This window comes from Dyella sp. NPDC103356 (genome assembly GCF_055584465.1).
Genome location: NZ_JBVJLZ010000006.1, coordinates 20,058 through 44,579 on the forward strand (window position 1 = coordinate 20,058; position 24,522 = coordinate 44,579).

At 61.6% G+C, this 24,522-nt stretch carries 20 protein-coding genes; 9 read left to right on the top strand and 11 right to left on the bottom strand.

Translation table 11 applies throughout. The features are described 5' to 3' along the window. Window positions 1–7: 7 nt before the first annotated feature. The 8 genes from ACZ6WW_RS14700 to ACZ6WW_RS14735 form a co-directional block, all read right to left on the bottom strand. Window positions 8–2,593: a contractile injection system protein, VgrG/Pvc8 family gene (locus tag ACZ6WW_RS14700; RefSeq protein ID WP_465274868.1), complete on the bottom strand. Its 2,586-nt coding sequence runs from the start codon at window positions 2,591–2,593 to the stop codon at window positions 8–10. Continuing rightward, window positions 2,590–3,717, bottom strand: coding sequence for a type VI secretion system baseplate subunit TssG (gene tssG, locus ACZ6WW_RS14705; RefSeq protein WP_465274869.1), 1,128 nt, complete (start codon window positions 3,715–3,717; stop codon window positions 2,590–2,592). Before tssG ends, ACZ6WW_RS14700 begins: the two co-directional genes overlap by 4 nt. Beyond that, complete coding sequence (gene tssF / locus ACZ6WW_RS14710) at window positions 3,681–5,504, bottom strand: type VI secretion system baseplate subunit TssF (RefSeq protein ID WP_465274870.1); 1,824 nt, start codon at window positions 5,502–5,504, stop codon at window positions 3,681–3,683. The genes tssG and tssF overlap by 37 nt, the downstream gene beginning before the upstream one ends. Next, window positions 5,501–5,893, bottom strand: a complete 393-nt coding sequence (locus ACZ6WW_RS14715) for a hypothetical protein (RefSeq protein ID WP_465274871.1) — start codon at window positions 5,891–5,893, stop codon at window positions 5,501–5,503. Before ACZ6WW_RS14715 ends, tssF begins: the two co-directional genes overlap by 4 nt. A gap of 40 nt (window positions 5,894–5,933) precedes the next feature. Beyond that, on the bottom strand, window positions 5,934–6,500 hold the full coding sequence (locus ACZ6WW_RS14720; RefSeq protein WP_281848953.1) for an Hcp family type VI secretion system effector: 567 nt from the start codon (window positions 6,498–6,500) through the stop codon (window positions 5,934–5,936). A 42-nt stretch (window positions 6,501–6,542) separates the two neighbouring features. Beyond that, a complete protein-coding gene (gene tssC, locus ACZ6WW_RS14725; protein WP_465274872.1) occupies window positions 6,543–8,903 on the bottom strand; it encodes a type VI secretion system contractile sheath large subunit in 2,361 nt (786 codons plus the stop codon). A gap of 374 nt (window positions 8,904–9,277) precedes the next feature. Next, window positions 9,278–9,511 carry a hypothetical protein gene (locus ACZ6WW_RS14730; protein WP_465274873.1) on the bottom strand — a complete coding sequence of 78 codons (234 nt, stop codon included), beginning with the start codon at window positions 9,509–9,511 and terminating at the stop codon, window positions 9,278–9,280. Between the two features lie 22 nt (window positions 9,512–9,533). Continuing rightward, window positions 9,534–10,529, bottom strand: a complete 996-nt coding sequence (locus ACZ6WW_RS14735) for a sigma-54 interaction domain-containing protein (RefSeq protein ID WP_465274874.1) — start codon at window positions 10,527–10,529, stop codon at window positions 9,534–9,536. Between the two features lie 245 nt (window positions 10,530–10,774). On the opposite strand from ACZ6WW_RS14735, the gene ACZ6WW_RS14740 reads away from it, so the two are divergent. Beyond that, window positions 10,775–11,311 (top strand): SPOR domain-containing protein, encoded by a 537-nt coding sequence (locus ACZ6WW_RS14740; RefSeq protein WP_465274875.1) that lies wholly within the window; start codon window positions 10,775–10,777, stop codon window positions 11,309–11,311. Here ACZ6WW_RS14740 and ACZ6WW_RS14745 read toward each other — a convergent pair. Next, complete coding sequence (locus ACZ6WW_RS14745) at window positions 11,300–11,587, bottom strand: 7(1) septoil knot domain-containing protein (protein ID WP_465274876.1); 288 nt, start codon at window positions 11,585–11,587, stop codon at window positions 11,300–11,302. The two genes, ACZ6WW_RS14740 and ACZ6WW_RS14745, sit on opposite strands and share 12 nt — an antisense overlap. A gap of 285 nt (window positions 11,588–11,872) precedes the next feature. Then, on the bottom strand, window positions 11,873–13,558 hold the full coding sequence (locus tag ACZ6WW_RS14750) for an FAD-dependent oxidoreductase (protein WP_465274877.1): 1,686 nt from the start codon (window positions 13,556–13,558) through the stop codon (window positions 11,873–11,875). A 476-nt stretch (window positions 13,559–14,034) separates the two neighbouring features. Between ACZ6WW_RS14750 and tviB the strand changes: the two genes are divergently transcribed. From tviB to ACZ6WW_RS14775, 5 genes are all read left to right on the top strand, one after another. After that, on the top strand, window positions 14,035–15,312 hold the full coding sequence (tviB, locus tag ACZ6WW_RS14755) for a Vi polysaccharide biosynthesis UDP-N-acetylglucosamine C-6 dehydrogenase TviB (protein ID WP_465274878.1): 1,278 nt from the start codon (window positions 14,035–14,037) through the stop codon (window positions 15,310–15,312). Between the two features lie 28 nt (window positions 15,313–15,340). Further along, window positions 15,341–16,372 (top strand): NAD-dependent epimerase, encoded by a 1,032-nt coding sequence (locus tag ACZ6WW_RS14760; RefSeq protein ID WP_465274879.1) that lies wholly within the window; start codon window positions 15,341–15,343, stop codon window positions 16,370–16,372. Window positions 16,373–16,417: 45 nt separating this feature from the next. After that, complete coding sequence (locus tag ACZ6WW_RS14765) at window positions 16,418–18,097, top strand: GMC oxidoreductase (protein WP_465274880.1); 1,680 nt, start codon at window positions 16,418–16,420, stop codon at window positions 18,095–18,097. Between the two features lie 7 nt (window positions 18,098–18,104). Further along, window positions 18,105–18,875 (top strand): 4'-phosphopantetheinyl transferase family protein, encoded by a 771-nt coding sequence (locus tag ACZ6WW_RS14770; protein WP_465274881.1) that lies wholly within the window; start codon window positions 18,105–18,107, stop codon window positions 18,873–18,875. A gap of 334 nt (window positions 18,876–19,209) precedes the next feature. Continuing rightward, window positions 19,210–20,610 carry a TIGR03013 family XrtA/PEP-CTERM system glycosyltransferase gene (locus ACZ6WW_RS14775; RefSeq protein WP_465274882.1) on the top strand — a complete coding sequence of 467 codons (1,401 nt, stop codon included), beginning with the start codon at window positions 19,210–19,212 and terminating at the stop codon, window positions 20,608–20,610. A 138-nt stretch (window positions 20,611–20,748) separates the two neighbouring features. Here ACZ6WW_RS14775 and ACZ6WW_RS14780 read toward each other — a convergent pair whose 3' ends face one another. Beyond that, entirely contained in the window at window positions 20,749–21,396 is a 648-nt protein-coding gene (locus ACZ6WW_RS14780) for a hypothetical protein (protein WP_465274883.1), read from the bottom strand. Window positions 21,397–21,717: 321 nt separating this feature from the next. Between ACZ6WW_RS14780 and ACZ6WW_RS14785 the strand changes: the two genes are divergently transcribed. From ACZ6WW_RS14785 to ACZ6WW_RS14795, 3 genes are all read left to right on the top strand, one after another. After that, a complete protein-coding gene (locus tag ACZ6WW_RS14785) occupies window positions 21,718–22,395 on the top strand; it encodes a hypothetical protein (RefSeq protein ID WP_465274884.1) in 678 nt (225 codons plus the stop codon). 35 nt (window positions 22,396–22,430) lie between these two features. Further along, window positions 22,431–23,357 (top strand): cupin-like domain-containing protein, encoded by a 927-nt coding sequence (locus ACZ6WW_RS14790; RefSeq protein WP_281848967.1) that lies wholly within the window; start codon window positions 22,431–22,433, stop codon window positions 23,355–23,357. Between the two features lie 242 nt (window positions 23,358–23,599). Continuing rightward, window positions 23,600–24,517: a cupin-like domain-containing protein gene (locus ACZ6WW_RS14795; protein ID WP_465274885.1), complete on the top strand. Its 918-nt coding sequence runs from the start codon at window positions 23,600–23,602 to the stop codon at window positions 24,515–24,517. Window positions 24,518–24,522 lie beyond the last annotated feature (5 nt).

Genomic DNA, 24,522 nt, shown 5'->3' on the forward strand with positions numbered 1-24,522 from the left:
GCGCGCCTCATACGTAGATATAGATGGTCGGAATCGAGACACTCAGGCCAACGATTTCCATCGACAGGCGGGCGCCCGCGATCGTCAGCGACGCACCCACGCCGGTAATGTCCACCGCGGTCGATGAGCCATGGATACCCACGCGCGTCTCGCTGCCGGTCACGCTGACATCGGTGGTATCGCCGGTAACCGAAATACTGCTGTTGCTGCCGGTCACGCTCAGCCGGGCGCTGCTGCCGACGACACTCAGGTCGTTGCTGCTGCCGGTAATGTTCATCTGCGACGACACCCCGGTGATCGACATGCCGGTACTCAAGCCCGTGAGATTGGTCTGGATACTGCTGCCGGTCGCCGATGTCATCTCGCTGCTGCCGGTGGCGGAGATCGACTGCGCGATACCGGTGACCGATGTGCTGTCGCTCATGCCGGTGATCGAGGTATCGGTGCGCGCACCGGTCAAGGCGATTTGCGCGGCCAGGCCCGTCGTGGCTGTACCCATGCTCAAGCCGGTCGACGACACCGAGGTCGTCATACCGATCGTATCGATCGAGCTGTTCATGCCGATCGTGTTGACGTTGCTTTGCTGATTGGTGGTCGAATGGCCGACCACGATGTTCTGCGTCGACAGACGCGTGGCCGTACCGGTGACGACGTCTTCGCCATAGGTGTCGCCATTGACCGTGGAATAACTGGTCGTTCCGCCCAGCGTGCTCTTGCTCCACACCTCCTTGGCTTCCTGCGTGCTGTAAGTGCTGCCGAACGAATCGGAGCGGCTGAGCAGGCCGTTGGCACCGTTTTCGGAGGTGGAATAGCTGTAACTGGCGCCTTGCGAGTAACTGGTATCCCGATACTGGCCGCTTTCGTAGGTCGAGTTGACGATACCGACAGCGCGGTCCAGATCGTAGGCGGAGGTACGGCCAAAGCGGATGCTCTGCCCATCGCCGTAGCTGGTCGAGTAATTGCTGCCCACATGCGTATTGGCGGTCCAGCCCGACGGTGTCACCACCAGGCTGCCGTTTGCCTGCACGATGTTCTGCACTTCAGGCAGCTCGGACTCGTCATTGGCGCGCGCCACCAGCACGGTCACGCCGATCTCGGGCACCGTCTGCATGCTCGCCGACAGCTTGATCCAGACCGGCGCGCTGGTGGCACCCGGGCTGGAAAACTGCACATACACGCCCTTGGCCATCAGGTTGGGCGGCGCCGCCTGCGTATCGCGCAGGCGACTCAGCTCCGGATCGAAATTGCTTGGTTCGTAAAAGCGCCAGTCCGTTGGGCCCTGCCCTGCGACGTCGACGACTTTGGCAAGAATCGCGCCCTGCTGGGTATCGGCCACCGAGAATGGCGTAAGCATCGCGGCCGCATCGGTGGACTCGAAACTGTTGGTATAGCCACCGTCGGCGCTGGCCTTGTGCTGCACCTTGTTCAACACAAAGGCCTTGCCTTCGAGCGACGGCCGCACCGGCGAAGGATGCATGCCCTGCGCCACCTCGCCATTGAGCGTGAACTGGTAACCGACGCGAAATCCCGAGCAGGTGCTGCCGCCGGAGAGCTGCCGCGCGGAACCGGCCATGCTCGAAGCAGTCGTGCGCACATACTCGCGCACGGTCGAACTGCTCATGCCGTACTGGTAGCTGCGATATTGATTGAACGGCAGTTCGCCCGTATCGGCGGGGGTATACGAAGCGAAGGTCTGAAAGGTCGGCACCGGATCCTGGTCGGCGGCATTTTCCTGATGCGCGAACCGCCCGTTGACGCCGCTGCTGGTCAATGACTGCTGGTAGCTGTACTGGAACACCACATCGTTCTGCTGCATACCCAACTCGTCGAGCGAGGTGTGCGTGTAGCGCAAGGGCCGGTCGCCGAACGCCTTGGGATAGGCGGGTCGATTGGCGAACACCACGGTATGGCTGTTGCCTGTGTGCTTGAAGTAGTAATAGATGTGCGCCTTGGACATCATGCGGCGCAGGAATTCGAAATCGCTCTCGCCGGCCTGCAGCCAGTCCTGCACGCGCGCAATGGCGATATTGTCTTCGCCGGATACCGCGTCCAGCGAGTAATCCAGATAATGCAGGCGCATCAGTTTGGCGATGACATCGTGCACATTCATCTGCGCATGCACGCAATACCGGTTGGTGAGCGTCATCTTCCACAACGCGGGCTTCATGCCGATGCGATAGACGCCGGGCTCGTCCATCGCGAACGAGGTGACCAGCCCGTTGTAGAAGGTCATGTCGGGTGCCGAACCGTTGCGCAGTGCCTGCACGAACCGCGCCGAGGCATCCGGAGCGCCGCCGTCATTGGGCAGATTCAAGCCCACCGTGACCGGCCGCCCGATGATGGCGTCGAAGTTGAGCGACCGCCCTTGCCGTGGCGAGGTGTTGCCGCGTAGCTGCAACTGGTAGTCGAAAGGTTCGGAGATCGTCTCCTGCCCTTCGAACGACACCAGCCGAAACGTTTCATCGCCCAGCCACTGATTGCCGGCAAGCGCCACGGCGCAGTGCAGGTAGAGCAACGGCGAGTCGGCATTGCCCGCTTGCCCGATCGGCTTGATCGCGGTACGACCAACACTGTCGGTCGGCAAGGCGCTCATGCGACCTCCTGCATGGCGTCGGCGCGGATGGTGAAACGCACATGGCGCGCCTGCGCCTGTTTTCCATCGAGCCAGGCGGTCTGTCCCAGCCGCAGACCATGGCTACCGCCAAAGCCGGCCAGACGACGCGGTCGACCCAGCCATGCCGCAGGAACGTCATCGTCCTGCACCGTGATGTCGACGACGACGTCCACATGCCGGTCGAACAGGTAGTGCACCATCGCCGCGAGGCCACGATAGCCATGACCGAAGCCGTTCTCGCGGGCGCCATCGTCAAGATGCGCGCGGTCGTCCAGCAACACGCACAGGCGGGCATACGATACCGGCCCGATGTGCAGCCCCACCGCGGCATGATTGACCCATACGCGCTGACCAAGCGGCGCGGTGTCCTTGAGGGTACGCTGGCCTAATCGTGTTTGATCCCGCGGCTCGATATCGCGCCACGCGCCCAGCCACTCTTCGACCCGTACCTCTGCCTGCAGATAAATGCCGAGCACGATCTGCGCCTGCACCGCGCTCTTGCGACCATTGCCGACCAGGCCGGCCAATGCCAGCAACGCACGCTTCGGAATCGGTATGCGACGCGCGAGGATCGCCGCGCCTTCCCCTTCGAAGGCGGTCAATCCCATCAGCGCCCCTACCGCATCGGCATAACCCGTGTACTCGGGGCGCGACGCGTCAAAGGCCGGCACACTGGCGGCCTTCAACTCATAACGCAGCGTGCTCAGGCGATGGTTGAAGATATCCAGGAACTCGGCCATCGCCGGATCGCGCTCGGCCAGGCGCTGCCTTATCCATTCGGCAAAGCTGTCCGGTAGCGGTCCCAGCACGCCTGACAACACGAAGTTCGACACGAACAGTTCGGTGCGATGGTCGGTGGCCGCACGGCGTCGCTCCATCCGCAGCCGTCCGCCGGAGATCTCGCTGCCCGGAAATACCGACGACATCTCGCTGCGGAAACGCAGCTGTGCGGATACCTGGCGTGCACCGCGCCGACGCCCGGCCGCATCCGTGAGCGCTGGCCACGATTGCAGGCGCACCCACTGGAAGAAGTCGAAACTGGCCGGACGCGTACGCAGCCGGTTGTCTAGAGGTTCACCTGTGCGCCAGTCAGGGGTTGCCATGACTTGAGCTCTCCTCGGCGGTCGGAAGATTCGAGTATCAGTTCGACGACGGTATTGACCTCCGCATAAAGCGCCAGGAAGTGATGCAGCACGCTGCCGAACAACACCGCGCTGCCACCTTCGAAATGCCCAAGATCCACTTGCGCCCGCACTTGCAGGCAATCGACAAACCCACGCCACACTTCACGTCGCGGCATGCGCTTTTGAATGCGCCGGCTGCTGAGCGCACGCAGCCCGTCGATCTGCCGGTAACCGGTGAGACTGGCCGGCCCCACATGCAGACGCAGCATGTTCTTGAGCACCGGCGGACCACGATGCCCGTCGACCAGCGACAGATGATTCAGGCAAAGCTGCGACGCCAACGCCCAGGGACGTTCGCCGACCATCTGGGGTGGCTGATTGGGTGTGGGCTTGCTGGCGACCTTGAGCGAGGTGACCGGGCCGGCACCCTCCAGGTACAGCACGCTGCCTACCAGGAGTTGCGACGGCAGGCGGCGATTGGTGCACAACGCGGTGCCGCCGATCATTTCCTCGGCCGGCTGTTGCACGTTGAATTCCGGATCGAGGAAGGACACATAGGTTTCCGTGCCGTGCACCGCACCGGTCTGATTGACCTCGCGCCGGGTGGCATAGAAGTAATCCAGCTTGTCCATCTGCTGCAGATCGTCCAGCGAAAAATACGGCGCGATCGGACGGGGGCTGCGATCCGGTCGAATCGACACCAGCTGTTCGAGGCTGTAGATCTCGCAATAACGATGGTTCTGCTCGTCGCCGATCAGGCGATACTCGTAGTGGCGCTGATCCAGCGCGAACGGCTCGATGCGCTGCGGGAACAGATTGATCAAGGGCAGACAGTTGAGCCGCAGCAAGTGATGATCGTAGGCATTTTCCTTGGACGGCGGCACATCCAGCAGGAACAGCAGTTCGAACTGCGTGTCCAGGCCGGTCAGGTCGAGCCCGGCCACCTCGAAGAACAGAAACTTCTGCGGAAACGCAAAATACTCCTGCAGCAAACGATAGCCAGGGTGCGTCAAGGGATTGGTGCCCAGCACCGCCTCGTCCTGGCCGAAGCCGCACCATTGCAGCTGATCCGCGTCCAGATAACGCAGCTCGCCCGTATCGGGGATGCGCACCGCCATGCGCACCAGGTGCAGCGCGAGCGCGTCGTAGAGCGAATAGGCCTGCTTGTTCTCCGCGTTGATGCAGAACCGCAGCATCGGCATCTTCATCGCATGGATCGGCTCCTTGCCCAGCCGGGTCACGGTGGCGCGCACGATCGATGCGGTACGGGTGTCGGACGGATCCAGCGGATAGGCGTTCGCCGCCATCACATCGAGATGCGTCACTTTCAGCGGCCACAGAGGGGTGGCATAGCAGGTACGGAACCTGCACCGCACCTGCTGGCCCAGGTCGTTGCTGGCGAGCGCGTACACGTAACGACCGCGTTCCAAGGTCGCCCCATGCGCGAAGTTGGCGCCATCCGGGCGCACCTCGACTTCACCGATCATCATCGACGGCAACGGTGCTTCAAGATGCGGATACAGCAAACCCAGCAGCGCATTGGGCAGCACCGCCTGATCGGTCTCCAGCTGATAGCGCAAACGCCCGGCCAACCAGGCGAACGACTGCATCAGCATTTCCACGTGCGGATCGCTGCTGCGCCCGCCGCTGAGTTCCAGCGCCTTGGCGATCGCCGGATACGACCCGCCAAAGTCGACGGCCTCGTTTCGCAGCGATGTCAGCTCCTGTTCGAACCAGATTTTCAGGCGCGGCGAGTCGGCGTTCATGCCAGGTCGTCCGGACAAGGCAGCTCGAAGCGGAACACGATCGGCTCCTCGTCTTGCACCAGACCGCCATGAACAACCAGCGCATAGGGGCGCAATGCCTTGCCGGTCGACAGCCATTCCAATCGCGGCGTGTGCAGGCGCGGTTCGTAGCGTGCGATGGCGTCGAGCAGGCGTGCGCCGTAGCGCTCGTGATCGGACATGCCGATGCTGGTGTCGACAATGGGCGGCATGCCGAAATCGCAGATACGCGCACCACGTGGGCCGACATAGGGCCGGCACTCCACGATGCGCTGTATCTGCGCTGCCACTGCCGAGGCGAGATCGAACGGCGGCGCCAGTCCCATGCTGGTTTCCGTTCGATTGACCAGCCGCTCCATCAAGAACTGCACGTCACGCCCTCCCCATCGGAGCCGCCTTGGCTTGTTGCGATCAGCTGGTGAACTGTCCGATCGGACGATTGCGCGCAATACTCCAGCCGGACGCGAGGTTGCCGGAGGTGTTCATATCGGCTTCCTGCACGGTGTAGGTCCACAGCACTTCAGTGAAGTTGAGCTTGAACTGCTCGGTGGGCATATCGTCCGGATTGGACTGGAACTGGATTTCGCTGATGATCGCGTCGCGCAATTCGATGGTGAGAATATTGGCGGTCTTTTCGCCGGAGTTGCGTGCGATATAGATCTTGGTCGGATTCTTGTCGCCCTTGCCCAGCGGCTGCGCGCGCAGGCAGTACTCGTAGAACTTCACCGAGGTCTTGTCCACGTACTTTACGCAGGTGAATTCGGTGATGATCGGGCGGCCGGACGTACGCGCCGAGTTGCTGACATCGGTCGTAATCTGCTGCTTCATGCCCTGATGCACGGAGACCAGCTCAAGGCACTGGCCGAGCTTGAGCACTTCGTCGCGCCATACGTCGTCGATCAGGCTGCCGCCGCCTTTCCAGCCGTTGGGTCCGCCGAAAATCGATGAATCGCCGGGTTGCAAGAGAATCAGGTCCATGTTCGCTCCTGGGTGTGATCTATGGGCTGCGCGTCGAGCGCATCAGCCCGCAGGCAGATCCGCCACCAGGCGAATCGAAGTGGTCAGTTCTTCCAACTGGAAGTGCGGCTTGATGAACACGGTCGCTTTATACGAACCGGGCGATCCGGGTACGTCGGTCACATTGATCTGCGCGGCGCGCAACGGATAGCTGGCCTTCACCTCTTGCGAGGCGTTGTCATCCAGCAGGACGTATTGTGCGATCCAGGTATTGAGGTAGGCCTCGATATTGCCGCGGGTGAGGAAGGCGCCGATCTTCTTGCGCATGATCACCTTGATGTAATGCGCAAAGCGCGAGGCGGCCAGGATGTACGGCAGCATCGCCGACAACTTGGCGTTCGCATTGGCCTCGTCGCTGATGTACTGGCGCGGCAAGTTGGTGGTCTGGCCGCCGAAGAACGCCGCCTGACCGGTGCCCTTGCAATTGCACAGCGCGATAAAGCCGAGATCGTTCAGTTCTTTTTCGCGGCGATCGGTGATCGACACTTCGGTCGGGCAGATCATGTTCACCAGATCGGCATCGTCGCGGTACGTGAATACCGGCAGGCCATCGACCAAGCCACCGCCTTCCACGCCGCGAATCGCCGCTGTCCAGTGATACAGGGCAAACGAATGCGTGATGCGCTCGGCCAGCGCATACGCCGCATTGCCCCACAGGAACGCATTGTGATCGGGCCCCTGCTCGCCGTTGACGGTTTCTTCGTAACGCAGGCCTTCGGCCGGTCGCGAGTCCTTGCCGTACGGCAGGCGCAGCAGGATATGCGGCAACGCCAGCGCGACATAGCGCGAATCCTCGCTATTGCGAAACTCCACCCACTGCGCCATTTCGGGCGACTCGAACAACTGCCCCAGATCGCGCGGCTTGGCCAGCTTGTCGAAACTGTCCAGACCGAACAGGCCCGGCGCCGCCGCCGCGATAAACGGTGCATGCGCGGATGCGGCCACCTTGGTCAGGTTGTTGAGCAAGGACATATGGTTGGGCGAGTGATCGAATTCATAACCACCCAGCAGCAGGCTGTACGGCGAGCCGCCGTAGGTGCCGAATTCGGCCTCGTAGATCATCTTGAAGATGCAGCTCTGATCGAAATCCGCCGCCTTCTCCAGTTCCTTGCGCAGCTCGTCCATGCCGGCATTGAACACACGCAGTTTCAACAGCCGGCCGCTTTCGGTGCGCGACACCACATAGAACAGGCCGCGCCAGGTCGCCTCGAGCTCCTGGAACGCGCGGGCATGCAGGATGGCATCGAGCTGAAAGCCGATCTGGGTATCGATCGCGAGTGCGCGTTCGTCGATCAGGCCACTGGAGCCCAATGCCACCTGGGTCAGTTCCTTGTTGCCCATCGGCACGATGATCTCGTTGGCAAAGCGGCCGCTCAGCCGGCGCGCCTTGGACAGCGGATCGATCGACAGGAAAGCCTGCTGGCGATCGGTGGCAAGCTGCGCCTGACGGGTATTGAGCTCGTCGGCCGCCGAAGCCTGTGCCTGCGTGGTGAGCGCGGCGGCATCGGCATCGTCCTTGGTTTTTTGCGCCGCAACCAGGGCGGTATTGGCCGCGGCAATATCCTGGTCGGTTTTCGCCTTGGCGGCAGCGTCCTTGGCTTTGGCCAGCGCCGCTGCGGCATCCGTCGCGGCTTTCTGCGCGTTGTCCCTGGCCGTGGCGGCTGTTGCCGCGGCTGTCTTGGCGTTATCTGCCGCGGTAGCCGCAGCATCCGCCGCCTGCTTGGCCGCAGTGGCGGCCTGTGCGTTGCCTGCCATCTGTGCCGCGAGCAGGCTTACCAGGATGGTGGGCACATCGGCGCCCGTGGGCGATGCCGGCAGCGGATCGACCGGGCTGATGGCGACATTGACCCAGTCGCCAGGTGCTGTCGTCGAAAACTTGGTTTTCAGTGCACCCATCGCATCCGCGTCGAGCGTGGAGCGATCCAGCGCTGCGGCCAATGCGTCATTGCATTCGGCCATCGACTGCAGGGCGCGCAAGTCTGCCCGCGCGTCGTAGCGCTGCTTCAAGCTGGGCACGGCATTGACTACCGCCAGGGGCTCGAAGTCGGCCAGGCAGGAGAAACCCAACGTCCCGGTAAGGTTTCTGCCGCCGGTAATCGTATCGGGGATACCGTTCAAGTTGATCATCGGCGTACTGTCCGCCAGGATCTTGTCGAACGATTCTGCATCGATATCGCGCATGCGCCGATCTTTTAGGGCGGGCAACTCGCTCGCACTGAGCTCGCCGGACAGGTTGGCGAACATGCCGACGATAAATGCCAGCTCTACCTTTTCGCTCGAACCGCCGGTCTCGACGTCGTAGGTAATGCGTACGCGCGGCGGCCGCACACGCAATAGCTTTTGTTGAATGCTCTCGACAGTCATGAACGGGCCTCGTTAAGTAGGCGGCTGCAAGATTCTGCAATTCGAACGCTGCCGCTCGCGTTACGAAGCAGCAGAATCAAGAGTCGTGCCAACCGGCAAAAACGCGGCAGCTGCAACGATTTCCCTGTTTTTCATCGCATCGGCGCATGGCGCACCGTGTATTTTTTCTCACGGCGACAACCGTGGCATGGCATCGAGATGCATCGCATAAATGATTGACGATGCATCGGATGATCGCGACACCGCCTGCTTCAATCGCACTGTGTGGATTTTTTCACGCTGTGTAGAAAACAACGCAGCACACGCAAAAGACGCACGCATGCTTCCAGCCATGCCGGAACGATGATTGAAAAAAAAGCAGGCCGGACTATCGGCTAAGGGTTGCGCCGCAGGCGCCAGATTTCGCGCGTACCTATCCGGCGGCGTTCGATGTGCTGCTCCATTTCCAGCAGCTCGAGCGCACTGGCAATGACATCGCGAGGCGCGTCGATACCCGATGGCCGCAGCCACCATTGCTGTATGCCTTCGATCGTATCGGCACAGGCGGGTTGCGCAGCCAGGAAGCGCGCAATGGCGTCGGCGACGTCACGCACGGAGTAGCCGTTCACGGCAATGGCTCGCTTCGATGCTTCATTCCGCCGAATCTTGCTCCTGCTCGGCGGTAGAAGCGACCCTGTATTTACTTACCAGTTTGCTGAAAGCGCTGCGATCCTGTCCCGCGATGCGGGCGGCATGGGAAATATTGCCCCGCGCACGGGCCATGGCCGAGGTGACATAGCTGCGCTCGAAATCGGCGATCACCCGGGCTTTTGCCTGTTTGAAGGCTGCGTTGTATCGATCGATCGAGGCGTTGGGCATCTGACCGTCCTGCGGCAGTGCCGCATGAATCACCTCGCCTTCGCACATCAGGTATTCGCGCTGGATGAAATGCTCCAGCTCGCGGATATTACCGGGCCAGCTATAGCGCGTAAGGGCCGCGGACAGCTCGGGATGGAAGCGCTTGGGCGCGGTCTGGCCCTGATACTCGCGGTTGAGGCGATCGAGAAATATCCTGGCCAGTTCGACTACATCGCTGCCACGCTCGCGCAACGGCGGCATGATCAGCGGCATCACCTTGAGCCGGTACAGCAGGTCGCGACGAAACTGCCGCGCCTTGACCAGTTCGTCCAGGTTGGCATTGCTTGCCGCAATCAGCCGCACATTGGTCTGCCGGGTCTGGGTGCCACCGACGCGGCGATAGGTGCGGTCCTGCAAAAAGCGTAAAAGTGCCGCCTGGGCCTTGGCCGACAAGGTGTCGATTTCATCCAGGAATAGCGTTCCGCCTTCGGCTTCGCTGATTAAACCCGGCGCCGCCTGGCGCGCATCGGTAAATGCCCCGCGCTCATGCCCGAATAACTCGCTTTCCACCAGCGATTCGGCCAGGGCGCCGCAATTGACCGGAATAAACGGTTGTGCCGCCCGAGCGCTGAGATAATGCACTGCTCTTGCGCCCAGCTCTTTGCCGGTACCGGTTTCTCCGCCGATAAGCACCGTGACGTCGAATTTTGCAATTCGGCGAATCTGCGCTACTACATGAGCAAATTGTGGGGAGGAGCCAAGCAAGTTGGACTCCAACATATCGACCATGACGACCCCCTGAAAATGGGGGTGTTCGCCTCGACCGGACAACGGCATCCATTTGCCGCATATCCGAATCTATGGCATTGGCTTCCCCCAGGGGGGCGAATGTAGCGTTCACCGCATCGTTATCGCAATATGCCAGGACCAAGTAAATTCATACGAAGCAGATAAGCATTTGAAAATGTGCGCAAGAGCTATTCGGTGTCATGATTATGACGCCGACACTCGTTTTCTTTGCGGGACGTCAAATTATGTTCGCCAAGTTCGGATTTACCCTGCTGGTTTTGCTGTTCGGGGCGCTGGCATTTACCGGCGGCATGATGGCGCCCGATAATTGGCGAGCACCGGTAACGGCCTTCGGCAACAAGCTGTTATCGATTAAGCCCACAACTGCCCCACCCGGTCCCGCCGCCAAGGCGCCACCGGCAAGCCATGCCTCCATTGCTGCAACTGCAGCAGCGCCACTGAAGATCGATTCCCTGCTGGTGACTACCGAGGTGGGCGCTGCAGCACCGGCCGCCGGACAACCGGCCTACGCGCTGCAATTGGGGCAATTCGTCACCGACGATGAAGCCACCGAAGCCGAACAACATGCGCAGGCCATCGGCTTGCCACTGACCCACTTGCAGGTCGTCGACGCCGACAAGGCGCCCTGGACGGTACTGGCCGCCGGGCGGTTTGCCACCCAAGTGGAAGCAGAGAATGCCGCCGTACGCGTACAGGCCATGCTCAAGCTACCGAGCACCCCGGTGATCCGCCTGCCGCCACCCGCCAAGTCAGCGACCTGAAAACAGCCCCTTGCGTGCGAGCGCCGGATCGCGCCAGCCGGCTTCGCCGCGCGTCTCGACAAAGCACACCTTGATCTGGGCGAAACCGATGCTAGTGAAAAACACCGTAGCGGTCGCATCGCCACGATCGGGCACCATGAACCAGAGTGCGTCACCCGATGCCAGGCCCCAACTGCTTACACGGTTCACCCACAGATCGGCCTGTCCGCGATCAGTGACGATGGCCACCTTGACTCGCGCTTCGCCCATGGTCTGCGTTTGATAGATCCTTGCCATCGTGTCACCAGGGTTCAATGAATGCTTCGAAAAGCTTGCCAGTTTTTTGTAGGAGTGACTTCAGGGCACCTCTAAAAACCCTTCCTACTCGTCATCCCGGCGCAGGCCGGGATCCAGTGGCGTCGGTTTTCGGCCTTCGCGATAGAGCAAATGCTTGAACGTTCTGGCGACAACCGATCGCAAAGTCACTGGATCCCGGCCTGCGCCGGGATGACGATATGGAAAACTGCAGTTATTTTGAGTTGCCCTGAAGTCGCTCCTACAAAAACCAGGGCGTTATTCGTGTCAAAGCGACTCAGGATCAAGCGATTTGTGCACCGCCTGAATCACCGCAGCGCCTTCACCCACGCCAGCCGCAACACGCTTGACCGAACCGGCACGTACATCACCGACTGCGAAAATACCTGCCTTGGATGTCGCGTACAGCGATGTAGCAGTCGGACCATTGGCATCGACGCCGGTGCAAATGAAACCCTTGGCATCCAATTGCAGGCATCCGCCGAGCCAGTCTGTGTTCGGCTCCGCACCAACCATCACAAAAACATTCGCGACGGGCCGAGTGACCAGCTTCCCGCTGGGGCGATGTTTCCAGCTGACGCCACGCAGCCGGTCGTTGCCGTCGAAGGCGACGATGTCCGTTTCGGTGTGCAGGCTGATTCGTGTGGATTGACGGATGCGCTGTACGAGATAGTCGGACATGGTTGCGGCCAGCCCGGTACTGCGCACGAGGATATGCACATGGGCTGCGATGCGGGAGAGAAACATCGCAGCCTGGCCGGCCGAGTTGCCGCCGCCGACCACGATGACTTCCTCGTCGGTGCACAGCTGCCCTTCCATGGGTGTGGCGGCGTAATGAATGCCCTGCCCTTCGTATCGATCGTAATCGGGCACGTCGAGCTTGCGATAACGCGCACCGGTGGCGACGATGATGGCGCGCGCCTGAATCGCCTGGCCGTCTTCCAGGTGCAGCCGATAAGGCCGCGCCGAGCAATCGATACCGACGACATGACGCGATATGGCCAGACGGGCACCAAATTTCTGCGCTTGTACTTGCGCTCGACCGGCTAATGCCTGGCCTGAAATGCCGGTGGGAAAACCCAGATAGTTTTCGATCTTCGAAGAGGTGCCGGCCTGGCCGCCGGGTGCCATGCCTTCGATCACGATCGTATTGAGACCTTCCGAGGCCGCGTAGACCGCGGCTGCCAGACCCGATGGGCCGGCACCGACGACGGCGACGTCATGCACATGATCGGGTTCGATGGTTTCGGTCAGACCCAGGTTGTCCGCCAGTTCCGCAGTCGATGGATTCTTCAGCAGTTTGTGATCCGGCGTAATGACCACCGGAAGCACGTCCGGCGTCAACTCGAAGCTGCGCATCCATTCGGTCGCACCGCTCTCGGACTCGGTATCGAGCAGGCGGTGCGGATAACCGTTTCGAATCAGGAACCGCTGCAGCCGCAGCGTATCGGCACCATGCACCGGCCCGACGACAACCACGCCGCCGCTGCCCATGCGGATCAAACCAACGCGCCGCAGGATAAACGCGCGCATGATGATTTCGCCGATATCCGTCTCGGCGGCGATCAGGCGCGCGAAGTTTTGCCGCTTGATACGAATAAGCCGTGTCGGGACCACCGCCAGGCCGGAGACCAGAATGCGCCGCTGGTTGAGGTGATCCAGCTCGCCGCTGAACTGGTGCGCCGAATGCATCGCCACTGTGCGTGGCTGGCCATCGCTGCCCAGGTCGAAGATCTGGATGCTGCCTTCGAGCACGAAGAAAAAATCGACGACGCGCTGGCCTTGCTCGAACAGCAGCGTGCCGGCAGGCACGTTTTCCTCGCTGCCATACGTTGCGATGCGCTGCGCCATGTCGTCGTTGAGCCGGGGAAACCGCTGAGCGTCGCGTTCGTGCAGATCGCTGCCGTCTATCTCGGGTAACTCAGGCATGGGATAGGCGATCGGATCCGGCATGGAGAAACCCTGGAAATCGCGTCGGTGTTGACGCTGGTCTGGATAGCATATGTCAGTGCAACGCTCCAAGCACAATCCTCGTACCAACCGGCATCCAGTCGATAGCTGGGGACTTCGAATACCTCGGTTTTGTCGTCATCCCGGCGAAGGCCGGGATCCATTCCTCAACGTGGCCGCTTACCAAAAGTTGTCTGACGAGCGAGGACTGAGGAGTGGATCCCGGCCTTCGCCGGGATGACGAATAGGAGGGGCTTTTGAAGGTTGCCCAGTCGATCGGCCGTTCGACCTACAGTCGTCCGTGATAGGGGAAACGCGAGCGCACCCTGTTAACGTCGCCCTGGCCGAACACGGGGGAAATACGATGGCCTGCTTGCTTGCCCCGCCCTCAGGTGCCACGGGCGACCGATGCTTTGCGTTTGCCGCCGCGGCGCCTGCGTTGTGCCTTGTATCCGAAACCCAACGACAAGGATGATCGTATGCGGCGACTGGAAGACACCAAGCTTGCCATTGTCGGCCTCGGCTACGTCGGCCTGCCGCTCGCGGTGGAATTCGGCAAGCGTTACCAAACGGTCGGTTTCGATATCAACAAGAAGCGTATCGAGCAATTGCGCGCCGGCCATGACAGCACGCTGGAAGTCGATGCCGAGGAGCTCGCCGATATCCCCCATTTGCGCTTCAGCGCCGAGCTGGACGATATCCGCGACTGCACTGTCTACATCGTCACCGTGCCCACCCCGATCGACCTGGCCAAGCGCCCCGATCTGACGCCGTTGGTCAGGGCCAGCGAAACGCTGGGCAAGGTGCTCAAGCCAGGCGACATCGTGGTGTACGAATCCACGGTCTATCCGGGTTGCACCGAAGAGGTCTGCGTGCCGATCCTCGAACGGGTATCGGGACTGGTGTACAACCGCGACTTCTTTGCCGGCTATAGCCCCGAACGTATCAATCCCGGCGACAAACAACACCGGGTGACAACCATTCTCAAGGTCACGTCGGGCTCGACGCCGGAGACGGCCGATTTTGTCGACCGCCTCTATGGCTCGGTCATTGTTGCCGGAACGCACAAGGCCAGTTGCCTGAAAGTAGCCGAGGCGGCCAAGGTGATCGAAAACACCCAGCGCGATCTCAATATCGCCCTGGTCAACGACCTGGCCATCCTGTTCAACAAGCTCGGCATCGACACGCTCGACGTATTGCAGGCGGCGGGAACGAAATGGAATTTCCTGCCGTTCCGACCCGGGCTGGTCGGCGGCCATTGCATCGGCGTGGACCCGTACTACCTCACGCACAAGGCGCAGGAGGTCGGGCACCACCCGGATGTAATCCTGGCCGGCCGTCGCACCAATGACGGCATGGGCCCGTACATCGCCAGCGAAGTGATACGCCTGATGGTACGCAAGGGCATCAACCCGGTGCAGGCACGCATCCTGATCCTGGGCCTGGCGTTCAAGGAGAACTGCCCGGACCTGCGCAATACCCGCGTGGTCGATATCGTGCATGCACTGCGCGCCTATAACGCCGCGGTCGATATCCACGATCCCTGGGTGAGTGCCGCCGAGGCCGAACACGAATATGCCATCACGCCGGTCGCCGAACCGGCCTCGGGCGGCTATGACGCCGTCATCGTCGCGGTCGGTCACCGGCAATTCGTCGCGATGGGTGCCGAGGGTGTGCGCCGCTTCGGCAAACCGTCGTCGATCGTCTACGACGTGAAATACGTACTGCCGCGCGACGCTGTCGACGGTCGTCTATGAACCGGCTCACCTTACGAGATCGTATGCCATGAAAGTGCTGGTTACCGGAACCGCGGGCTTTATCGGTTCGCACGTCGCCTTGCAATTGCTCAAGCGAGGCGACGAAGTGATCGGCCTGGACAATCTCAACGACTATTACGACGTCCGACTGAAAAAAGCCCGCCTGAGCCGCCTGATGCGACACGGCGGCTATACGCATGTGCATGCCGACCTGTCCAACCGGGCCGCAATGGAGCAGGCCTTTTCCCGGCACCGGCCGCAGCGCGTGGTTCATCTGGCCGCTCAGGCTGGCGTGCGTTATGCGGCGGAGAATCCACATGTCTATGTATCCAGCAACGTCACCGGCTTTCTGCATGTATTGGAAGGCTGCCGCCGCCATGGCGTAGAGCATCTGGTCTTTGCCTCGACCAGCTCGGTCTATGGCGCCAACGGTACGCTGCCGTTTTCCGAACACCAGTCCACCGAGCATCCGCTGACACTGTACGCCGCCTCGAAAAAAGCCAACGAACAGATGGCGCACAGCTATGCCCATCTCTACGACATCCCATGCACGGGACTGCGCTTCTTCACGGTCTACGGCCCCTGGGGCCGCCCGGATATGGCGCTGTTTCTTTTCACCAAGGCGATTCTTGCCGGCGAACCCATCCGGGTTTTCAACTACGGCAAGCACCAGCGCAGCTTCACCTATGTCGACGATATCGCCGAAGGCGTGATTCGCGTACTCGATACCGTGCCGGTCAAGGACGCCGCGTGGAACGCCTATTTGCCCGACCCGCAAAGCAGCAGCGTGGCGCCCTATCGCATCTACAACATCGGCAACGAGCAGCCGGTGGCGTTGTTGCGTTACATCGAGGTGCTGGAGACGTGCCTGGGACGCAAGGCGGAGATGGAGTTGTTGCCGATGCAGGCCGGCGATGTGCCCGACACCGCCGCGAACATGACCTTGCTCAGGGATGCGGTCGGCTATGTCCCCAAGGTGCCGGTCGAAACCGGTGTGGCTCAATTCGTCCGCTGGTATCGGACCTACTACGAGACTCTGCAAGATGAACGCGTTGCATAACGTTCGTAGCGGCTGGAATGGCCAGCGTCATGGTTTGGAGGCGACATGATCATCGACTACCTGGATGGATCGTCGCCCGCCGACGTCGAAGCGGATCTTTGCATCATCGGCGCGGGGGCGGCTGGCATCGCGATTGCCCGCTCGTTTATCGGCACGTCGCTATCGGTCTGCCTGATCGAAGGCGGCGGGCTCGCGGGCGAGGAAAAAAGCCAGGCGCTGTATGAAGGAACGTCGATCGGCAACCCGCCGTTTGATCCGAGCGTGTCGCGCATGCGCGTGTTTGGCGGCAGCTGCAATCTGTGGGGCGGCGGCTGCATCACACTGAGCAAGCACGATCTGGGCGAGCGCAACTGGGTGCCGCACAGCGGCTGGCCGCTCTCTTACGACGAACTCGAGCCTTACTATGCGCGCGCACGAACGTATTGCCAGATCGATGCGCATGACTTCGCTGATGGGTCCTTTGTCGGCCCCTTGCCGCGCCAACCCATTCCGTTCAGCGCAGACAAACTGGTCAACCAGATCTTCGCGCGCAGCCCGATTTTATTTGGCGCCGCCTATCGCGCCGAACTCGAGCAGGCAGAGAACATCAAGGTGTTGTTGCATGCCAACCTGATGGAGCTGGAAGCCGCGCCCGACGGTACGTCCGTGCGTCGCGCACGCATTGCCGCCCTGAGCGGGCGCACCGGCTTTGTCACGGCACGACACTATGTACTTGCCTCCGGCGGCATCGAGAACGCACGCCTGCTCCTGTTGTCGGACTCGGTGGTTCCCCAGGGGCTGGGCAACACGCGCGATCTGGTGGGCCGTTATTTTATGGATCATCCCAGCGGTAGCATCGGCCGGGTGGTGACCGATACGCCGGACCATCTCACGCGTCCGTACGATCGCAACCTGGGCAAGGGCCCCGCACCGGTGTTTCCCGAAATCGGCCTGTCCGATCAGGCACAACGAGCCCATCGCCTGCTTAGCGGACGCGTGCATCCCTTCCCTGTCGAAGCGGACGTACCCAAGGGTATTCGTGCGTTGCGGGAGTTCAGGGCAGCCCTGCGGCCCTCGTCGCGCGATGAGAGCGCCGAGCTGGAGGCGCGGCTATGCGCGGCGATGAAAAATGGTCCTTCGCCAGGTGACGATGTCATCCCGGCCAAAGAGGGCGTCGGCAAGCTCGCATTGCGAGTCGGCCTGGGCGCCGGCGATATCGCCAAGGCGTTCGTGCGGAAGCTGGCCGACAAATCGGCGGTGAAAAGCAATCATGTGGAGCTGATCGGTTATTTCGAACAGGCGCCGAACCCGGACAGCCGGATTACCCTCAGCTCCGACGTCGATGCGCTCGGGCTGCGCAAGATCTGCGTCGACTGGCAGCTGACGCCGCTGGACAAGCACACGTACCGGACCGCGGCGGTCCTGTTCGGCAACGAACTGGCACAGGCATGCGGCGGACGTTATGAACCGGCGGCATGGGTAGGCGGTACCGGGGACGACATGCCCCAGGTTCACGGCACCGCGCATCACCTCGGCACGACACGAATGTCCGCCGATCCGAACCAAGGCGTGGTCGATCGCCATTGCCGTGTGCACGGCGTCGACAATCTTCATATCGCCGGCAGCTCGGTGTTTCCTACCGGCGGCTGGGCTTTCCCGACCTTCACCATCATTGCCCTGAGCCTGCGGCTGGCCGAAGACCTGCGTGACCTGCTGCTGGCCTATGGCACCTCCGGGATGCTTTGAGATACCCATGCCGAACGGACGCGCCAACTTCATCGCAGACGACTTCCTTCATACGGTGAAATGCGCTCTGGCGCGCGCGCAATTTTCCATGTTATCGCCCGGCGCGGCGAGCGTGCTGCTGTTCGACAGCGCGCTGTGGGGGTTGCATACCGAATCGGCCGAAAGCCTGCTCGATGCGGGCGAACGTGCCAGGGCCGCACGGTTTCGATTCGAGCGCGATCGTGAGCCCTATGTCGTCGCCCATGCCCTATGGCGTGCCGCGCTTGGCATCTGCCTGGGCGTCGACGCATGCGACGTTCCCCTCGGCAACACATCGGGCGGACAGCCATACGTCTCGGGAACGCAGCTTGCCACCAGTCTCAGTCATAGCGGCAGCTGGGTAGCGATCGCCGTATGCGCGGCCGAAACCGTCGGTGTCGACATCGAGCGCTCGCCCTCGCACATGACGTTGACCGAGTTGATGCCGCGCTTCTGCACGACCGAGGAAATAGCCGAAGTATTGCCACTGCATCCGCTCTTACGCGAATCGGCGCTGCTGTCGTTGTGGACACGCAAGGAGGCCTTGCTCAAGGCGTTCGGTACCGGGCTGAGCGAGGAGCCATCGCGCATGAAGGCCACCACCACGGCGCTGGTCGCGCCGCCCGCGTCGGCTACCACCCGCATACCTTGCCGCGTACGCGATATCGGCCTGCCCGCCGGGCTTATCGGGGCACTGGCTGCGCCGTCGACCATTACTGCCTGCCGGCTGCATTGGCTTGATGAGATGCGGCTTCACTAAACAGCAGGAGCGGTGGTCGGTAACCTCTGAAAACATCTCCTATCCGTCATCCCGGCGCAGGCCGGGACCCAGTGGCTTTGTGGTCGGTCGTCGCGAGCGTGATCACGCATTTTGCTCTGACGCGAAAACCGAAAACCGAAGCCACTGGGTCCCGGCCTGCGCCGGGATGACGAGTAGGAGGTGATTCGAGTTGATTTGAAGACACCCCTGTTACATCCCTGTAACGCCCATTCGGACTACGCAAAACCCACCGTCCGTCGTATCGCGGGCTGCGATACACCAGCGTAGCCTCAAGCTCTGCCCACGGAGTGGCAGTCAACTTGGGGGAATCCGAATGCTTCGTTTTCTACGAAGGCAGGCCGTACGCTGGCTCCTGCTGCTCGGATTTTGCGAGTCGCTCTTGCTGGCCGGCTCGTTGAGCCTGGCGATGTACCTGCGCTACTTCAATACACCGGACGAGCTGGCCGAGTTCTCGCGCCATTTGCTGGAAAGGTCGCTGCTGTTTGCACTGGTCATCATGCTGGGCATGGCGGCGCTGGGGCAGTATCAAACGCATATGCGCAGCAGCTGGTTTGGCCTCCTCGCCAGGCAAGTGGTGGCGTTTGCGCTCGGTGGCGTGGGCCTGATCGTGGCGTACTACGTCGTGCCGCAAGCTTATGTCGGCCGTGGCGTGATGGGTATTGCGTTGTTGCTGGGCCTGGTCCTGATCATGGCCTTCCGTTCGGTATTCATGCGGTTGGTGGAGATCGAGGCGCTCAAACGGCAGGTGCTGATCCTGGGCGCGGGGCAACGTGCCGCGCAGATCCACAATCGCATGCGTCGCCGTTCCGATCGACGCGGCTTTCGCATCGTCGGTTATGTGCCGTGCCCGAACGAAATAACCGTCGTACCCTCCGATCAGCTCCTGAACTTGAACGTTCCGTTGCCATCGCTGGTACTGCGCCGACAGGTCGACGAGATCGTTGTCGGTGTCGACGATCGCCGCGGCAGCTTGCCGATGGACGACCTGCTCGAATGCCGGCAACTGGGCGTGACCATTACCGAGCTCACCACGTTCTGCGAACGCGAATCGGGCCGCGTCCAGCTATCGCTGCTCGACCCTTCCTGGCTGGTCTTTTCCGGTGGCTTCAATGCCACGCCGCTGCGTCGGTTGAGCAAGCGTTGCTTCGATCTGGCAGCCGCCTTGGTGCTGATGGTGCTGACCTGGCCGCTGATGCTGGGGATGGTGCTTGCCATCCGTATGGAGTCGGGTGCCGGCCAACCCATTCTCTATCGCCAGGAGCGCGTCGGTGAGCGCGGCAAGACGTTCTGGCTGCTCAAGTTTCGCAGCATGCGCACGGACGCCGAGCTTGATGGCGTAGCACGCTGGGCCAGCAAGCATGACGACCGCGTCACGCGTGTGGGCCGCATCGCACGCAAACTGCGTTTCGATGAGCTGCCGCAATTGTGGAACGTACTCAAGGGCGAGATGAGCATCGTCGGGCCGCGTCCCGAGCGCCCGCAGTTTGTCGCCGATCTCGAGCCAAAGATTCGCTATTACAGCTTGCGCCACTGCCTGAAGCCGGGGCTGGCCGGCTGGGCGCAACTGAGTTACCCGTATGGCGCCTCCGAAGAAGACGCCGCCGAGAAACTCAAGTACGACCTGTTCTACGTCAAGAATCACAACCTGATGCTCGATCTGCTGATTCTCGTGCAGACGGTAGAAGTGGTGCTGTTTGGCCGCGGTGCGCGCTGAAACGTCGCCCTGGCCCGCTATGGCCGCCGGGTGGCGGCGCAAGGCCCGGTGCTCGGTGGAATACACACCGGGTCGAGGTCAAACGCGCCGCCTGGCGACCATAGCGGGCCCCGATGTCCGCCAAACACATGTAAGGCTTCAATGGTGGCTGGGGCGACCCGCAGGCGTCTTGAGCGATTGCAACGGCGAGCTATACCAGTCCACCACTTCGCCATTCTCGAAGCGGATCCAGGACGGACCGTATTCCCAGCGATCGTCCCGAATCAGGGTCGGCTCGCCCTCGATGGCACGTACGTTTTCCAATGACATGCCCAATGCAAGCGTCGGGACAACCGGCTTTTCCGGGATCTCCGCGGTGCTTGGGGCGATGTACGGCGCGTGGCTCACTTCCGGCAGGAACGGCAGCGGGTCGGTGCACCAGAACAATGCCGCGGTCACGGACAGGGCGAACAAGATGGTGACCTTGGACGGCCCGCGTCTCGGTTCGCGCGTCGGCGTAAGCGTGGGAAGCGTCGATCGGAAGGTGGGCTCGGGCGTATTGGTCCGGATGTCCTCCGCCTGGGCACCAGGCAGGCGTCCATGACGGCGCTGAAACTCCATCGCGGCACTGTATTGGGCGGTCAGCTGTTGCAGCTGATCGCCAACACGTGGCTGCCCATCACCCGGACGGTCGGGATGCAGCCGCGCCACATGGCGCCGGTACGCCCGCTTGAAATCCAGCAGGCAGCAACCCGGGCTCACGCCCAGCTCCCGATAGAGCTCAAGGAAATCGGTCTCGTTAGCCAAGCCATCCCCCTTGGTGCGCCATGCCATCGCCAGTCACGGCCCCGCCGGCTGCTGGTTGCGGCCACCCCCTGTGGGTGGTCGGTTCGGTCTTGCGGGAGGTCAAGATTGGCGCAACGCGAGACGGTTCGCAAGCATATTTTTCGCTTGACTGGGTGTGACGCAGTTCTCACTATCAGACCATCAAAGGGGAACGCTTCCATGGCCTGCTGTCGACGCCTTCGGGCTGACCGCCGCCTCGTCGAGATGGCGCTGGCGCTGCTTTTTGCGCCTCTGCTCCTGCTAGCCCGATCCCTATCGGCACAGCCGACGGAGTCTCCATCCATGGGTTCGCCGATCATGGTCACCCCGGCCCTTGGCGGGCATACATTGCTGGCCCAGTCCGAGGGCCTTGGGGTCTCTCCCGCCACCACCGAACCGGTCGATACCCAGCGCAGCGGCAGCACGCTGATCGTCTTCAACGGCGGGTATTCGTCCAATGATGCCCGCCCGGTAGATAGCTATGCGAACCGCTGGAAGCAGCTGGGCTCTACGGTTCCCTACGGCAATGGCTACGGCGACCGCTTCGACGTCAAGGCCTATATCGCGCTTGCGGCCAAAGGCGGCGCCAACCACACCGTCAGCTTCGCCAAGCCGGGCAATGCCGTCGGTGAAATATCGGTTCCGTTTATCGAGATCAAGCAGGCTGGCGTTCTGAAAGATGTTGCCCAGAACTACGCACCTGCTGGCCTGACATTGCGTAGCGGCACCGTCAGAACCACCGGCCCGGCCACGCTTATAGCCATATGGTGGGGCGACGGCGGTGTCAAACGCATGACAGCCGTACCGAACAACGGCTTTACCGTGATCGACAGCTTTCTCAAGCTCCCCGACAACAGTGGCGTGCAGTGCGCCGTGGCATTCAAGCAGGTGGATGCCGCCGGCACCTATGACGTGAGCTGGATAGGCGCGCCTATTCAGGGCGCCATCCTGTGGTTGTTCGCATTTCAGTCCGTGGATTGATTCGACGCAAGGCCTGCATTTGAAGGAGAACGACCATGCTAGGCACTTTTCTCTCGACAAAACGCTATGCCGATATCCTGGCGCGAGGGCGCTCGGAAACCGAGCCCTTGCTCACCCTGGAGCCGTCGATCCTGCGTGCCTATTACAACCGCCAACCGTTTCTGGTCGGCCACCGGCTGGTCGCGCACCCGTCCTTCTCGCTGCCTTCGCTGTTTGCGCTATGCCGCCGCATGCCCACGGAAAAGATTCTTTACCGGATCGGCAAGATTCCCGGCGACGCCGAACTCGACTCGTCCTATGACCGCTACAAGCGCGACCTGACGCTCGATGACGTGTTGAATCATTTCGAAGAGCGGCAGGCCTATATCTGCATCAACAACCCCGAACTCGACGCCTGGTACAGGCCGGTCATCGAAGGCCTGCTTGGCGAAATCGCAGCAAAGACCGACCCGATCGATTCGGAAATCAGCTGGTATTCGACCTACGTCTTTATTTCTTCGCGCGATTCGGTGACGCCGTATCACATGGATCGCGAGATGAATTTCCTGTTGCAGATCCAGGGCACGAAAACCGTACACCTCTGGGACCCGGCCGACCGCGAAATCATGTCGGACGAAGAGAAAGACCTGCTGCTGTCGCGAACCGGCGATCGTCCGACGTACAAGCCGTCGTTCGAGGCAAAAGCCATGACCTATCAGCTCAAGCCGGGGCTGGGCGTGCACCATCCGTTTATCGCGCCGCATCGCGTGCATACCGGCTCGGAATTGTCGATCTCGCTGGCGGTGACGTTTCGCACACGCCACTCGGATATCTGGACCGACGCCCATCGCTTCAACGCACGCATGCGTCGGCTCGGGATGGAACCCGGCGCGGTGGGCCACAACTTTTTCGTGGACCGTGCTAAATCTGAGCTGGCGCGCATCGGCCAACGCGTGCGGCGCAAACCGATAAAAACAGACTGAGCGAAAGCCAGCCAGCGGCCACTGTTTCGCCGGCTTTGCCAAGTATGGCGACGGGGATAGGCCAAATGCCCTAGTCGACTATCGGCAAAACACGCCGATGGCTTCGACCTGTGCGAAATACCTGAGAAACAGCGGTCAAGTCATGCATTCGTCGCAAAGGTCTCGACCATAGAGTCTATGGAAGCGAGGTGGCATCGCACCCGACACTACACGTGTCCGCGTGATGCCAGAGAACCGAAGTCATGAATGCCAATGCGCGCCCACTTATCGATATCGATTGGGAAAATTTCGATCCGTGGCGCATCCAGTCGGTGACGCATGAGCTGTCCGATCACCCGCTGCTGCAGCCCGACCAGCTGGTTGCGCTGGGCAAGCGTCTGCAGGGCAGCACGCGCGTGTTTACGTTCAACAGCGATGCCAGTGCAGGCACCAACTTCGATGCGGTAAGCCGGCTTTATCCCAACCGCAAGCCGGTCGCCGAGACCCTGCAGCGCATCAGCGACGCCAAGGCATGGATGCTGCTGCGCCACGTGCAGGCCGACGAGACCTACCGCGAACTGATCGATCTGGCCTTCGACCCTATCCAGCCGTATATCGAGCGCAAGGATCCGGGCGTGTATTACCGCGCGGGATGGATCTTCGTCGCCTCGCCGCACACGATCACGCCGTTTCACATCGACAGAAACCACGGAATCCTTCTGCAAGTCCGCGGGCACAAGAAAGTGTATGTATGGGACGCGGCCGATACCGACGTGGTCAGCGACCGTGCACGCGATTGCTTCCACGCGCGCCATGAGCTGGACCTGGTGCAATGGAGCGAGGCATTTCGCGCTCGCGCGAAGGTGTTCGACCTGGGGCCGGGCATGGGCGTCTACATGCCGCTGACCAGCCCGCATATGGTCGAAACCGACGACGAACCGTCGATCACCATCAGCCTGACCTACAGCACCCGGGCCACGCGCAAGAACGCGATGCAACACGTGGTTAACGACCTGCTGCATCGCATTGGCCTGCAGACGCCGCCGGTAGGGAAGCGGCGCCTGTTCGATCGCTTCACCTATACCGCGGCTTCGGCCCTGGTGGCGGCACACGGCACGGGAAGCCGTCCACCGGCATGCCCGTCGCTTGCTCGTCACAGCGCTTACGCGATAGCGGATTGATAACC